Annotated in this window: 16 protein-coding genes; 6 read left to right on the top strand and 10 right to left on the bottom strand. The window is 71.0% G+C overall.

The genetic code is table 11. The annotated features are described in order from the left end of the window. The first annotated feature begins 24 nt into the window (after positions 1-24). The 3 genes from JHB91_RS09585 to JHB91_RS09575 all read left to right on the top strand — a co-directional run bounded on the left by JHB91_RS09585 (position 25) and on the right by JHB91_RS09575 (position 1236). Entirely contained in the window at positions 25-405 is a 381-nt protein-coding gene (locus JHB91_RS09585) for a DUF1761 domain-containing protein (RefSeq protein ID WP_199472556.1), read from the top strand. Between the two features lie 113 nt (positions 406-518). Beyond that, positions 519-740, top strand: coding sequence for a hypothetical protein (locus tag JHB91_RS09580; RefSeq protein WP_199472555.1), 222 nt, complete (start codon positions 519-521; stop codon positions 738-740). 37 nt (positions 741-777) lie between these two features. After that, entirely contained in the window at positions 778-1236 is a 459-nt protein-coding gene (locus tag JHB91_RS09575) for a YciI family protein (protein WP_199472554.1), read from the top strand. A gap of 8 nt (positions 1237-1244) precedes the next feature. On the opposite strand, the gene JHB91_RS09570 is transcribed toward JHB91_RS09575, so the two are convergent. The 3 genes from JHB91_RS09570 to JHB91_RS09560 form a co-directional block, all read right to left on the bottom strand. Next, entirely contained in the window at positions 1245-2966 is a 1722-nt protein-coding gene (locus JHB91_RS09570) for a M28 family peptidase (RefSeq protein ID WP_199472553.1), read from the bottom strand. Positions 2967-3020: 54 nt separating this feature from the next. Next, positions 3021-4064, bottom strand: coding sequence for a serine hydrolase domain-containing protein (locus tag JHB91_RS09565; RefSeq protein ID WP_343225090.1), 1044 nt, complete (start codon positions 4062-4064; stop codon positions 3021-3023). A gap of 85 nt (positions 4065-4149) precedes the next feature. Continuing rightward, on the bottom strand, positions 4150-4935 hold the full coding sequence (locus JHB91_RS09560) for a rhomboid family intramembrane serine protease (RefSeq protein ID WP_199472551.1): 786 nt from the start codon (positions 4933-4935) through the stop codon (positions 4150-4152). A gap of 103 nt (positions 4936-5038) precedes the next feature. On the opposite strand from JHB91_RS09560, the gene JHB91_RS09555 reads away from it, so the two are divergent. Continuing rightward, complete coding sequence (locus tag JHB91_RS09555; RefSeq protein WP_199472550.1) at positions 5039-6208, top strand: class I SAM-dependent rRNA methyltransferase; 1170 nt, start codon at positions 5039-5041, stop codon at positions 6206-6208. Here JHB91_RS09555 and JHB91_RS09550 read toward each other — a convergent pair. After that, on the bottom strand, positions 6177-6545 hold the full coding sequence (locus tag JHB91_RS09550; protein WP_199472549.1) for a DUF488 family protein: 369 nt from the start codon (positions 6543-6545) through the stop codon (positions 6177-6179). The two genes, JHB91_RS09555 and JHB91_RS09550, sit on opposite strands and share 32 nt — an antisense overlap. A gap of 161 nt (positions 6546-6706) precedes the next feature. Between JHB91_RS09550 and JHB91_RS09545 the strand changes: the two genes are divergently transcribed. Continuing rightward, positions 6707-7489: a hypothetical protein gene (locus JHB91_RS09545; RefSeq protein WP_199472548.1), complete on the top strand. Its 783-nt coding sequence runs from the start codon at positions 6707-6709 to the stop codon at positions 7487-7489. Positions 7490-7587: 98 nt separating this feature from the next. Further along, positions 7588-9147, top strand: coding sequence for a DNA recombination protein RmuC (gene rmuC / locus JHB91_RS09540; RefSeq protein ID WP_199472547.1), 1560 nt, complete (start codon positions 7588-7590; stop codon positions 9145-9147). A 33-nt stretch (positions 9148-9180) separates the two neighbouring features. On the opposite strand, the gene JHB91_RS09535 is transcribed toward rmuC, so the two are convergent. The 6 genes from JHB91_RS09535 to JHB91_RS09510 form a co-directional block, all read right to left on the bottom strand. Next, positions 9181-10269, bottom strand: coding sequence for a VacJ family lipoprotein (locus tag JHB91_RS09535; protein WP_199472546.1), 1089 nt, complete (start codon positions 10267-10269; stop codon positions 9181-9183). Positions 10270-10293: 24 nt separating this feature from the next. Beyond that, a complete protein-coding gene (locus JHB91_RS09530) occupies positions 10294-10587 on the bottom strand; it encodes an STAS domain-containing protein (protein WP_199472545.1) in 294 nt (97 codons plus the stop codon). Continuing rightward, the gene (locus tag JHB91_RS09525) at positions 10571-11239 is read right to left on the bottom strand and encodes an ABC transporter substrate-binding protein (RefSeq protein ID WP_199472544.1); all 669 of its coding nucleotides are present in this window, start codon (positions 11237-11239) and stop codon (positions 10571-10573) included. Before JHB91_RS09525 ends, JHB91_RS09530 begins: the two co-directional genes overlap by 17 nt. Beyond that, positions 11236-11772, bottom strand: a complete 537-nt coding sequence (mlaD, locus tag JHB91_RS09520; protein WP_199472543.1) for an outer membrane lipid asymmetry maintenance protein MlaD — start codon at positions 11770-11772, stop codon at positions 11236-11238. Before mlaD ends, JHB91_RS09525 begins: the two co-directional genes overlap by 4 nt. A 205-nt stretch (positions 11773-11977) precedes the next feature. Then, positions 11978-12727 carry an MlaE family lipid ABC transporter permease subunit gene (locus tag JHB91_RS09515; RefSeq protein WP_199374453.1) on the bottom strand — a complete coding sequence of 250 codons (750 nt, stop codon included), beginning with the start codon at positions 12725-12727 and terminating at the stop codon, positions 11978-11980. Next, positions 12727-13542: an ATP-binding cassette domain-containing protein gene (locus JHB91_RS09510; RefSeq protein ID WP_199472542.1), complete on the bottom strand. Its 816-nt coding sequence runs from the start codon at positions 13540-13542 to the stop codon at positions 12727-12729. Before JHB91_RS09510 ends, JHB91_RS09515 begins: the two co-directional genes overlap by 1 nt. Between the last annotated feature and the right edge of the window lie 114 nt (positions 13543-13656).

Below are 13656 nucleotides of genomic sequence, written 5' to 3'. Positions count from 1 at the left end.
CCTGGGGGATGAATCGGAGATGGCATGAACATTTGGCTGGTATTGCTCGCCGCGGTGTCGAGTTTCCTTGTTGGTGGGCTGTGGTATTCGCCGGTGCTGTTCGGCAAGGCGTGGAATACCGAGAACGGGAGTCCAACGACTGCGGGGCACCCGGCAAAGGTGTTTGGCGTCAGCTTCGCGTTCTCGCTTGTCGCGGCAGCGGCCTTCGCGGTGCTGGTGGGGCCGTCGCCCGGGCTGGAGGCCGCGCTCAAGCTGGGCGCGCTGGTGGGCGTGGGCCTGGTGGCGGCGAGCTACGGCATCAACTACCAGTTCGCGCAGCGCACGTTCAAACTGTGGCTGATCGACGGCGGCTATCACGCCGTGCAGTTCCTGCTGTTCGGGCTGGTGTTCGGCCTCTGGGGCTGAATCCGGCGCGGTCCTGCGTGATGTCACATGCAGGCCACCCGTTCCGTCGAGGAAGGTAGTCGTATCCCGCCTGCCAGAAGGGCGTGGAGCGTGACACCGGGAGGGTCGATCAAATGAAGTCGTTCATCGTGCTGCTGGGCTGGTGCCTGCTGTTTGTCCTGTGCTGGCCGCTGGCGCTGCTGGCCCTGGTGCTGTGGCCGGTCGTGTGGCTGCTGTTGCTGCCGTTCCGCCTGGTGGGCATCACCTTCTCCGCGCTGTTCGCGCTGCTGCAGGCGATCCTGTTCCTGCCGGCCCGACTGCTGGGCTGGCGTCCGGCCAGCCCTGTACCGGGCTGACCGGCTGCGCGTTCAACCCTTTCTTACGGAATAGGCCATGACCAGGTACGCCGTATCCCTGCTGATCCTGCTTTGCTTCGCCTGCGGATCGAGCCAGGCACAAGTTGCCGATGCCAAGCCGGTGGACGCTGCGCTGGCCGCGAAGCTCGGCGCCGACGAGCGCGGCATGCGCAACTACGTCCTGGTGATCCTGAAGTCAGGCCCTGATCGGGTTGCCGATGGTCCCGAGCGCGCCGCGATGTTCAAGGGGCACTTCGCCAACATGGAGCGCCTGGCGGCGGAGGGCAAACTGGCGGTCGCCGGCCCGTTCACCGACAAGACCGACTGGCGCGGCATGTTCATCCTTGCCGTCGAGACGGTCGAGGAAGCGCAGCTGCTGGTGGCGACGGACCCGGTGATCGTGCAGGGCGAGATGGTCGCCGAATACCACCGGCTCTACTCGTCCGCGGCGCTCATGGCGGTCAACGGGATACACCGCGAGATCGCCCCGGAATAGGCGCAGCCTTACCTCGCCGGCGCACCGGGCGCCTCAAGCTGCGGCTTGGCGCCGCCGAACCGCCCACCGAAGAAGTCACCGTCGTTCCAGCGCGGCCGCGCGTCGTCGGCGCCGATTTGCCAGGCGATGCGTGCCGAAACGCGTGCGAGGCGCGCGGCATCGTCGTAGTGGATCGGCAGCGTCGCGTCGTCGCAGGGGCGGTGGTAGCAGTTGCGCATGAACCAGGTGGACGAGACCCGCGGGTCGCGCGTGGTATCCACCGGCTCCACGCCGCCGTCCAGGTACACCGCCGGGATGCCGGCGCGCACGAACGAGAACTGGTCGCTGCGCACGAACACCGCTTCCTCGGGAAACGGGTCGGGCGACACGGTGACCCCGATCTCCGCGGCGGCCGCGTCCACCACCGCCTTGAGAGACGAGTGCTCAACGCCGATGGACACCACGTCGCGACTCGGTGCGGTCAGCACCGGCATGTCGATGTTGATGTTGGCCACCAGGCCCGCGCGCGGCACGGTGGGGCGTTGCGCGAACCACTGCGAGCCGAGCAGGCCCTGCTCCTCGCCGGTCAGGGCGACGAACAGCTGCGAGCGGCGCGGCGCGGATTCGCCGGCGTGCAGTTCGCGCGCGGCCTCCAGCATCACCGCGACGCCGAGCGCGTTGTCGATGGCGCCGTTGTGGATCGTGTCGCCGTCGACCTCGGCGCCAACGCCGATGTGGTCGAGGTGTGCGGTGTGCACCACGTATTCGGTGGCCAGCACCGGATCCGCGCCGCGCAGCATGCCCAAGACGTTGCGCGACTGCAGCGGCTCCACGCGCGTGCGCACGGCCAGCGACAGCGTGCCGGGCAGGTCGAAGCCGCGCAGGCTGCCGGCACGCGCGTCGGCGAGCAGCTGCGCCGCGCTGCGGTCGTGGCCGGCGAACAGGGCGTCGGCGGCGGCGGCGCTGACGCGCGCCACCACCTTGAGACCCGGCCAGGTGTCGATGCCGCGGCCGTCGTCGTCGCGCAGTCGCAGCGCGGGCTTCTCCCAGCCGGCGGCGCTGCGCGCCCACGGCAGGCGCACCTCGTCATCGGCGGTGCCCACCAGCACCACGCCCACGGCGCCGCGCTCGGCAATGCCGCGCAGCTTCTCGTGCAGCGAGCCGTGGAAGGCGCGGCGGGTGTCGTCGAAACCCGACGGCGCGCCGCCGAACATCATCGCCACCTTGCCGCGCAGGTCGAGGCCGGAGAAATCGTCGTGGCCGAGTTCGGGCGCGTGCACGGCCTGGCCGACGAACACCGCCGGCGCGTCCACTTCGGCCAGCGGCGCGTTGAAGTTGGCCATCGGCAGGAACTCGTCCTGGAACGCCAGCGCGATCACTTCGCCATTGCGGTGCACCTCGAGGCGCGCGCCCTCGGCGGCGATCGTGCCGCGCAGCAGCGGCACGCGCTGGAACCAGGTGCCGTCGTCGCCGCCCGGTACGAGGCCGATCGCCGCGAAGCGCGCCGCGACGTGGTCGGCGGCCAGGTCGAAGCCCGGCGTGCCGGTCTCGCGGCCCTGCATGCGGTCGTCGGCGAGCGCGCGCACGTCGTCCTCGATGCGGTTGGCGGCCGGGTCCGTGGAGCGCGGAGCGCTGGCGGCGGGAATCTGGCCCGACGTGGCGGGCGCGGTGTCACGCGAGCAGGCGGGCAGTGCGACGGTCAATGCGACGGCGAGCAGGGCCGGCGCGAGGCGGCGTGCGGTGAACGGCATGGGGGCGTCCGACAATGCGAAGGCCGCCAGCCTAGCGTGCGGCACCCGCTGCGGTCACGGCGCCAGGAACAGCGCGGCAATCGCCCGCGCCGTGGCATAGGGCTCCGGATCGTTGCGGTTGCTGAGCAGCACCACCGTCAGCCGTTGCCGCGGCCAGTGCAGGATCACGTTGCGGAAGCCGATGGTCTCGCCCGAGTGCCACATCAGGGCGCCGTGCAGTCGCCAGCCGTAGCCGTAGGCGTCTACATCCGCCTCGCCGGTTGGCGTGCTGGATTGCGCCGAGACCATGCGCGCGCGCGACGCCGGCGACAGCAGGCGGCCATCGTCGAGCGCCGCGGCCCACTTGGTGAGGTCGTCGATGGAGGCGTAGATGCCGCCGTCGCCGAGCACCGCGCTGGTGCTGCTCTGGTCGGTGCGCTGCCAGCCATCCGCGGCCGCGCTGTGGCCGTAGGCGCGGTGCGCGACCTGCGACACGCCGTCCTCGAACGCCACCGCGCCGTCCATGCCCACCGGCGCGAAGATGCGCGCCTGCAGGAAGTCCGCGTAGCGGCCGCCGGACGCCATTTCCACCACGCGCGCCAGCAGCGCGTAGCCGGTGTTGCTGTAGCGGTAGGCGCTGCCGGGCGCGAAGTACGGGGCGATCGCCGCGGCCGGTGGCGTGCCGGCGGCCGCATCGCAGGGCAGGCCGTCGGCCAGCAGGCACACCACGTCGGCATCGTGCACCTGGCCGCTGAAGTCCGCCGCCATCAGGTCTTCGTAATCGGGCAGGCCGCCGGTGTGCGCGAGCAGGTGGTGCAGGGTCACGCCGTCCGCGTACATCGGCAGCGAAGGCAGCCAGCGGCGCACCGGGTCTTCAAGCCGCAGCACGCCGTCGTCGACCAGCAGCAGCACCGCGGTGGCGGTGAACTGCTTGCTCACCGAGGCCAGGCGGAAGCGCGTGGCGGGCGTCACCGCTGTGCGGGCCTCCAGGTCGCCCAGGCCGTAGCCGCGGCGCACCAGCGCCTCGCCGTCGCGCACCACCAGCAGCGCAGCGCCCGGGCCGTCGCCGGCGTAGCGCTGCATGTGGCCGTCGATCGCGGTCATCGTGTCGTTCCCCATGGCGCGGCCCGCGAACAGTGCCGCGAGCAGCAGGCATACCTGGATAGTCGTGCGCATCGGCCGATTCTAGCCCCGGCCGACCGCCTCAACGCTCGCGGCGCGGGAACTCCAGCACCTTGCCGCGTGCGTCGTCGTCATCGCGGCTGTCGCGGTGCCACAGCACCGGCACGTCGTGCGGGGTCGGCAACTCGAACTGCTCGCGCTCCGCGCGCTCGGCCTCCGCGGCCAGCTCCTCCTCGATTTCCCAGCTGTAGCGCTTGCGCGGCGCCATCGGGTCCAGCCGCCGGAACAGCCACGCCGCCAGCGCGCCGCCCACCGCGCCGCCCAGGTGCGACTGCCACGACACGCCGGGCTCGCGCGGCAGCACGGTCAGCAACATGCCGCCGTAGAACAGGAAGCCGATCATGGTGGCGGCGATCGCCGCGCGGTCGCGGCGCAGCACGCCGAGCACGAACACCAGGAACATCAGGCCGTGGGTCACGCCGCTGGCGCCGATATGGAACGAGCCGGGCTCGCCCAGCAGCCACGCGCCCACGCCGGACCCCAGCCACATCAACGGCAGCCCGCGCAGGGTGGCGCGCGGATACACGCCGCCGGCCAGCGTGCCGAGGAACAGGATCGACAGGCTGTTGGCCACCAGGTGCTCGAGCGAGCCGTGCAGCAGCGGCGCGGTCAGCAGGCCCATCAGGCCCGCCACGCTGCCCGGCGACACCGCGAAGGCGCGCGTGGCCAGCATGCCCTGCACCAGGTCCATCAGCACCAGCACCACCACCGCGGCCACGCTGCACCAGGCGGCGCGGCTGAAGCGGCGCCAGTCGGCGCGGCGCTGGGCGGCGGGGTCGGCGGGCGGCTCGTTGTCGGGCAGGTACATGGACCAACAATGGCGCCACCTGCGGGCAACGCAAGGGCCGCCGGCGCCCGGCCTTGGCGTCGGCGGGCCGCAGCGGCCGGGCCCGAGCCGGTAGAATCGCGCCATGAATGACGCCCTGCCCGTGGTCCGCCTGCGCAACGCCTGGCGGTCCAGCCATCCGTGGATCTTCCAGAAGCTGGTCGAAAAGCCCAACCCGCGCCCCAAGCCCGGCGCCATCGTCGACGTGCTCAACGTCGACGGCGAGTGGATCGGCCGCGGTTTCTACAACGGCCATTCGCGGATCGCGGTGCGCATCCTCGAGATCGATCCCGACGTCACCGTCGACGCCGCCTGGTTCGCGCGCAAGATCGCCGCCGCCGTGGCGCTGCGCCGCGAGGTGCTGCGCCTGGACGAGGTCGGCGACGCCTGGCGGGTGGTGCACAGCGAGGGCGACGGCCTCAGCGGCCTGGTGGTGGACCGCTACGCGGACCTGCTGGTCATCGAGCTGTTCAGCGCCGGCATGTTCCGCCACCGCGAATGGATCATGGACGCGCTGCGCGCGCAGTTCCCGGGCTGCCGCTTCCACGTGTCCGCCGACGAGCACGTGCAGAAGCAGGAAAGCTTCGACTTCCACGGCACCAGCACCACCGAGCCGGCGCTGATCACCGAGCACGGCATCCGCTTCCGCGCCGATCCCGCCGGCGCGCACAAGACCGGCTTCTTCGCCGACCAGCGCGACAACCGCGAGTGGCTGAGCCGCCAGGTGGCGGGCAAGCGCGTGCTGGACCTGTGCTGCAACACCGGCGGCTTCGCGGTGTATTCGGCGGTGCGCGGCGCGGAAGAGGTCGTGGGTGTCGACATCGACGCCGACGTGATCGAGCTCGCCAAGGGCAACGCGCGCCTCAACAACGTGCGCCCACGCTTCGTGCAGGCCGACATCTTCCCGTGGCTGCGCGATGCCGCCAACGCCGGCGACCAGTATGACGTGGTGATCCTGGACCCGGCCAAGATGACCCGCGACCGCGAGCAGGTGATCCCGGCGCTCAAGAAGTACCTGGACATGAACAAGCTCGCGCTCGGCGTGGTGAAGCCGGGCGGCCTGCTGGCGACGTTCTCGTGCACGGGGCTGGTGAGCGAGGAGCAGTTCCTCGACATGCTGCGGCGCGCGGCGTACTTCTCCAACCGCACCGTGCAGGTGCTGAAGGTGTCCGGCGCCGGTCCGGATCATCCGTTCATGGCCCACGCGCAGGAATCGCGCTACCTCAAGGCGGTGTTCTGCCGCGTGCTGGACTGAGGTATTCGGCCAGCGCCACGGCGTTGTTGTGCGCCTCGTCGTGGGCGGCATAGAGCAGGGTGGCGTTGGCACCGTGGCCGAGCGCCTTGCGCAGCTCCGCCACCGCATCGGGATTGGCATCCAGCTCGGCGAAGTAGCGGCGCTTGAACTCCGCCCACTTCGCCGGGTCGTGGCCGAACCAGTCGCGCAGCGCGTCGCTCGGCGCCACCGACTTCACCCAGGGCACGCCGTCCAGGTCGGCCTTCGACTTACCGCGTGGCCAGAGCCGGTCGACCAGCACGCGGCGGCCTTCGCCCTGGGCCGGAGCGTCGTAGACGCGGCGGATGTGGAGTTCCATGGCGGCATTGTCCGGTCGGCGGCGTGCACAACATTTGTACAGGTCCAACGTTGATCAGAGGCTAACCGGAACGTGCATAGCGTGTGGCGGGCCGCGTCAGGACACGGATCCGCGTCCCGGCATGCGGACATCCCTCCAATGTCACCGCTCCGGAGCCTCCCATGCGTACCTGGCTGATCCTTCCCCTCACCGCCCTCGTTGTCACCTCCGCGCATGCCGCGGGTCCCGAGGCCGGCCGCTGGTCGATGTCGCTGGTCGGCGGCGTGGACGTACCCGTCAACGGCGATGTCCACGATGGCGCCACCGCGATCGTGCCCGACCTCGGCCCGCTCAACCCCGACCTGGCCGGCGTCGACGCGGAACTGCGCATCGGCGCCCGCGGGCACGACCGCATCTACGACCTGGCCGGCACCGTCGGCCTCGAGGTCGCCTACGCCCCCAGCGATCGCACCGAGTTCTTCGGTCAGGTCCGGCGCACCGAGGCCGATGACGGCAGGGTGCAGGTGGGCGGCGCCTACGTGCCCGCACTCGACACCGAGCTGCCGGTCTACGGCACGTTCGAGGACTATTCCGCGCTGTCGGCCGAGGTCGGCTACCGCATGTACTTCGGCACGGCCGGAACGGCGCGACCGTTCGTGGGCGCGCGGGTCGGCGCGACCCGCGTCGACGAGATCCGCGCCACGTTCGAGATCCCCGACGCCGGCATCACCATCCCCGACGCGCCGTTCTACGACTCGGGCTGGGTGGCCAGCGGCGGCCTGGACGTGGGGATGATCGTGCCTCTTGGCCAGACCTTCAGCATGACCCTCGCCAGCGGCGTGCGTTACACCGCCGACCTGAAGGACGACGACAGCGCGATCGGCGGCCTGGGCCTGGCCGGCATCAACGACACCGGCAGCCGCTTCTCGGTGCCGGTGACGCTTTCGGCGCGATGGGACTTCTGATCGCGCCCGCGTGTCCGCCGGCCGGGTGACAGTCGGCGGGCACGTGTCTTTTTCCACGGGTCGCAGGGGCTGCGATCGGGGCGGCTTACACTGGCCGCATGAATGTCGAACTCTTGCTGATGCTGATCCTCACGGTTGCGATCGCCGCCATCGTGATGCTGGTGGTGCAGCTGCGCCGCAATCCCCTTGCGGCCGAGCTGCGCGCCGAGCGCGAGGCGAACCGGGGCACGGCGGAAGCGGCGGGACGGCTGCAAGGCCAGCTGGGCGCGGCCACCGCCGAGCTCGAGGCCGCGCGCGGCCGGCATGAGCGCGACGCGGCGGAGCTGGCCACACTGCGCGGCGAGCTGGAGGCCGCGCGCACGCAGGCCGGGCTGGCCGAGCGCAGCCTGGCCGAACGCAGCGAAGCCCTGGCTTCGGCGCTGCGCCGCGCGGAGGCTTCGGAAAGCACCTGCGGCCAGCTGCGGGACGAGGTGCAGCGTTCCGAGCGCAGCTGCGCCGAGCTCAGCGCCAACCTCGAACACGCCCAGCGTGCGCGCGCCGAGATGCAGGCCTTCATCGACGAGGCCCGCGCGCGGCTGTCCTCCGACTTCGCGGCGCTGGCGGGCAAGGTGTTCGACGAGCGTGGCAAGCAGTTCGAGGCCAGCGTGCGCGCGGCCAGCCAGCAGGGACGCACCGACATCGAGGGCCTGCTCAAGCCGTTCCAGGACCGGCTGGGCGAGTTCCGCACCCGCATCGACACGCTGTACAGCGAGGAGGCGAAGGAACGCTCCGCCCTGTTCGGTGCGGTGACCGAACTCAAGACTCTCAACCAGGACATGGCCGGCCACACCGCCGCGCTGACGCGCGCGCTGAAAGGCAGCAGCAAGGTGCGCGGCGACTGGGGCGAGCTGATCCTCGAGAGCGTGCTGCGCGGCAGCGGCCTGGAGGAGGGCGTGCACTTCGAGCGCCAGGCAGGCGTGCGCGACGATGACGGCCGCGCGCTGCGCCCCGACGTGGTGGTGTTCCTGCCCGACGAACGCCACGTGGTGGTCGACAGCAAGGTCAACCTGATCGCCTGGCAGGAAGCCATGGCGGCCAGCGACGAGCCGGAGCTGCACTCGGTTGCCTTGCGCCGGCATTGCGAAGGCCTGCGCCGCCACGTGCGCGACCTTGCCGACCGGGCCTATCCGGCGGCCATCGGCGCGAACGCGCTCGATGTGACCATCGCCTTCGTGCCGATCGAGGGCGCGCTGTCGGCGGCGCTCGGCCACGACCCCACGCTGCAGACCTTCGCATTCGAGAACAAGGTGGTGTTTGCCTCGCCGAACACGCTGATGGCGCTGCTGCGCGTGGTGGACCGGCTGTGGACGCGCGACCGGATCCACCGCCAGGCGCTGCAGATCGGCGAGACCGGCGGCAAGCTGCTCGACGCGCTGCAGGTGTTCCTGGAGGACTTCGATCAGGTTGGCACGCGCCTGGACCAGCTGCACAAGTCCTATGGCAGTGCGAAACGGCGGCTGGACGAGTCGAGCCAGAGCGTGCTGGCGCGGGCGCGGCGGCTCACCGAGCTCGGCGTACGCGGCAAGAAGGCGCTGCGCGAGGACCTGCGGCCCGACATCGGGGTGCTGCCGATTGCGGACGTCGAAGCCATTGGCAACGTCGGCGACCCCGTCGGCTGAGGCGCACGCGACGCCTGTTGCGCCGCGCGCCGCTTACGGCGTGGACGTACCCGGCACGATCGGCATCACGTCCACCGGCACCGTGGCGTCGTCGTCCTCGAACAGGTAGTCCGGCAGGCCGTCCTCGTTGTCATCGCCTTCGCGGATGCGGTCGCCGTGGATCTGGTAGTCGCGGCGCTGCATCCACGCGTCGCGCACCAGCGCGTACTCGTCGGCGGCACCCTCGCGCAGGCGGTCGACCGCGAACAGCTGGGTACGCACGTCGACCAGCTGCAGGCCCTGCAGGAACACGCGCACGCTGTCTTCCTCCACCTGGCGCACCGGCGACAGCGGGCCGTCGCCGACCAGCCCGAACGCGTCGCGTACCGTGCGCGGCCCGAACAGCGGCAGCTCCAGGAAGCGCGAGCTCCTCCAGCCCCACACGCCCAGCGTCTGGCCGAAGTCCTCGCTGCGGTTGGGGATGCCCATGCGCGTGGCCGGGTCGAAAAGGCCGCCGACGCCGATGGTCGCGTTCACCAGGAAGCGGCCCAGCGACTGTCCGGACTGCTTGGGCCGGCCCTGCAGCAGCGCGTTCACCGCGCTCGACGGCTGGCCGAGGTTGTTGAAGAAGTTCGACACGCCCAGCCGCATCGGCCGCGGCACCACTTTCACGTAGGCGCGCGCCAGCGGCGTAGCGATGGCGCGGTCGACCACGTTGTTGAAGCTGTGCACCTTGCGGTTCCACGGCTCCCACGGGTCGAGCGCGCGCGGCGACTTGGCGGGCTCCGGCAGGGTCGCGTCGGCCACCGGGTCGTAGGGCGCGGCGCCCCAGATGGCGTCGTAGTCGAGCTCGGCGTCGGTGCGCTGGTCGACCGCAGGTGCGGCGATGCCGGGTGCAGCGGCGCCCGCGTCGCCACCGCCCACGCCGACGTCCCCGTCCGGCAGCGGCGCGAGGCCGTCATCGACGGCCAGGGCAACCGGCGTGCCATCCACGGCCACGGACGCCTGCGCCGGCACCGCTTCCACCGGGCCCGGCGCCGGCTCTGACACGCCGCGCGAGGGGTTGCCCGCGCAGCCGGCGAGGATCAGCGCGGCAAGCAGGACGGCGCTGGTGTGCAGGACGGGCTTGGCGGCAGGAGTCATGGTGGCGTTCTGGGAAAGGGCGGGTCAGCGCGCGAACGCGAGCTGGTCATCGAGACGGTACGCGGCGCGCAGCTCGGCCAGGCCGGCCGGCATGCCGTCGATGGCGATGCCGCCGCCGTCCGCAACGCCCAGCTCGGCCAGCAGCGCCAGGCCGGCGCTGTCCAGCTTCGAGACCTGGCGTACGTCGAAACGCCGCGCGCCGGCACGCAGCGGCTGCGCCGCCTGCCAGAGCGCGGGCACGTGCGCCCGCAGCAGCGCGCCGGTGAACACCAGCGCGTCGCCGTCGCGGCTTACGCCGGCGTCAACGGGTGCCGGCATCGGCCTGCACGCGGCCGGCGCGCAGGTCGGCGGCCACGTCGCGGATCGACTTGCGGCTGAGCGGCGTGTCGAACTGCTGGCGGAAGGTCTGCACGAACGACACGCCCTCCACCATCACGTCGAACACCTTCCAGGTGCCGCCGACGTTGCGCATCAGGTAGTCGACCGGGATCGGCTCGCCGCCCGAGCGCAGCATCTCGCTGGCCACGCGCACGCCGGCGCCGCGCGGCAGCGCGGTTTCGGACTTCACGCGCACCCGCAGGCGGGTGTTGAAATCGAGCAGCGACGAGCCGTAGCGGCGCATCAGGTTCTCGGCCAGCGCGTCGGAGAACACCTTGACGTCGGCATCGGCGGCGCCGCGGCCGTGGCGGCCCAGCACCTGGCGCGCCGCGTATTCGCGGTCGAACATCTGGTCGAACTCGCTGGTGATGAACGCCTGCAGCTTGCTGCGGTCGGCGCTGAACTCGGCGCGGCGCGACTCCAGCGTGGCCAGCACGCGGGTGCTGTTGTCGAGCACCATCTGGCTGGGCGAGCCCTGCGCCGCGGTGGCGGCCGGCTTGGTGGCGGCGGTCTGGGCCTGTGCCGAAAGCGGCGCGGCCACGGCCAGCGCGGCGGCGATGGCGAGGGGAAGCAGGATCTGGCGTGCCGTCATGGGGTGGTCTCCGGGGGGGGCGGGGAGGTGGTGGTGTCGGGCGTTGCAGCCGCACCGGTCGCGGCATCATCGCCGCCACCGCTGAACATGTACTTGCCGACCATCTGCATCAGGTCGACGGCGGGCTGGGTGTAGACCAGCTCTTCGCCGGGCTTGAGCACTTCCATGTCGCCGCCGGGCTGCATGCCGACGTAGCTTTCGCCGAGCAGGCCGCCGGTGAGGATGCCGGCCGAGGTGTCCACCGGGATCTCGTTGTAGCGGCTGTCGATGTCCATGGTCACGATGGAGTCGAACTTGACCGGATCAAGGGTGATGCCCGACACGCGGCCGATGCTCACGCCGCCGATCTTGACCGCGGCGTTGGGCCGCAGCTGCCCCAGGTTGGTGAAGCGCGCGGTCAGCTCGTAGCTGTCGCGCGACAGCCCGAAGCGGCCGTTGGTGGAGGCGATCGCCAGCACCAGCAGCGACGCCATCGCCAGCAGCAGGAATGCTCCAACCGCGAACTCGATACGGGGACCACGTGAAGTACTCATTGTGAAACCTCGGGGAAGCGACTTACCACGGATGACGCGGATGACGCGGATGACGCGGATTTACACGGATAGATCCAACGCGACATGGGCAGGATGCCTTGACCATGCATACGTGCAGCGCGCGGATCCACGCCCCGCGACGGCCCAATCCGCGTAATCCGCTTGATCCGCGTAAATCCGCGGCCAAAAACGCTCTGATCCATATTCATCGGAACAGCAGCGCGGACAGCACGAAGTTGAACATCAGCACCAGCAACGAGGCGTTGACGACCGCGCGCGTGGTGGCCAGCGAGGTGCCCTCGATGGTCGGCTCGGCGTGGAAGCCCACGTAGGCCGCCACGAGCGCCGCCGTGCCGCCGAACACCGCCGACTTCATGAACGCCACCAGGAAGTCGTCGCGGAAATCGACCGCATCGCGCAGCGTCTGCCAGAACCCGCCGTTGTCGATGCCGAGCACCTGCACCGCCTCGAACCAGCTCGCGGTGAGCGCCAGGCTCACGAAGAACGCCGTGAGCAGCGGCACCGCGATCACCGCCGCCCAGAAGCGCGGCGCGACCGCCTTGGCGATCGGGTCGATGGCCATCAGCCCGAGCGCCTGGATCTGGTCGGTGGCGCGCATCAGCGCCAGCTCGGCGGCGATCGACGAGCCGGCGCGGCCCACGAACAGCAGCGCGGTGAGCACCGGCGCAAGCTCGCGGTACAGGCCAAGCCCGATCAGCACGCTCACCTGGCTCGACGCGCCGTAGGTCTCCAGCGCGCGGTAACCCAGGAGCGTCAGCGACAGGCCCACGAAGGCGCCGCCCACCGCGATGATCGGCAGGCTGCGCGCGCCGATCTTGTAGATCTCGCGCGTCAGCTCGACGAAGAAGTCGGCGGTCGGCTTCGACGCCCGCAGTACCGACAGCGAGAACAGCCCGGCGCGGCCCAGCGAGCGCGTGGCTTCGACGAACGGCATCAGCGCGCCTCCATGGTCTGCGTGGCCCGGGTCTCGACCGCATCGAACGCGATTGGCCCGTCCGGCTCGCCGCGCAGGAACTGCAGCAGCAGCGGGTCGTGGCTGGCCTCGAGCTCGGCCGGCGTACCGGTGAACACGATGCGGCCGTCGGCGATCACGATCGCCTGGTCGGCGATCGGCAGGGTTTCGTTCACGTGGTGGCTCACGATCACGCTGGTCAGGCCGAGGCTGGCGTTGAGCCGCGCGATCAGGCTCATGATCACGCCCGAGGCGATCGGGTCCAGCCCGGTCAGCGGCTCGTCGTAGACCATCAGCGGCGGGTCGAGCGACAGCGCACGCGCCAGCGCCACGCGCCGCGCCATGCCGCCGGACAGCTCGCGCGGGTAGAGATCGGCGGCGGCGCGCAGGCCCACCGCATGCAGCTTCATGCGCACCAGGCGGTCGATCACCGGCTTGGGCAGGCGTGTGTGGGTGCGCAGCGGCAGCGCCACGTTCTCGGCGGCGGTGAGGTCGGTGAGCAGGCCGTTGCCCTGCAGCAGCACGCCGATCGACTTGCGCAGCTCGAGCAGCGGGCGCTGCTTGCGCGGCACGTTCTGGCCCAGCACCTCCACGGTGCCCGCGGCCGGCGGCAGTTCGCCGGTGAGCGCGGCGAGCAGCGTCGACTTGCCGCTGCCGGACGGGCCGAGCACGGCGGTGATGCTGCCGCGCTTCACCGCCAGGTCGATGCCGGACAGGATGGTGCGCGCGCCACGGTCCAGGCGCACGCCGGAAAGGCGCACGGCGGTGTCCGGCATGGGCAGTGCGGTGTCGGGCATCGTGTCGTGCAACTCGAAGGGGCGGCGACGGACAAAATCCGGCGAATGATGTGGCGCAGCGCCTGAATGCGGGCGGAGTGCCCGGATCAGTGGGGCGGGGATTATCGCGCACTC

It is taken from the genome of Luteimonas sp. MC1828 (assembly GCF_016461615.1).
In the GTDB taxonomy this organism is placed as follows: Bacteria; Pseudomonadota; Gammaproteobacteria; order Xanthomonadales; family Xanthomonadaceae; genus Luteimonas.
The sequence above is the reverse complement of the archived record's forward strand: the minus strand, read 5'-3'. Positions and strand labels throughout refer to the sequence as shown.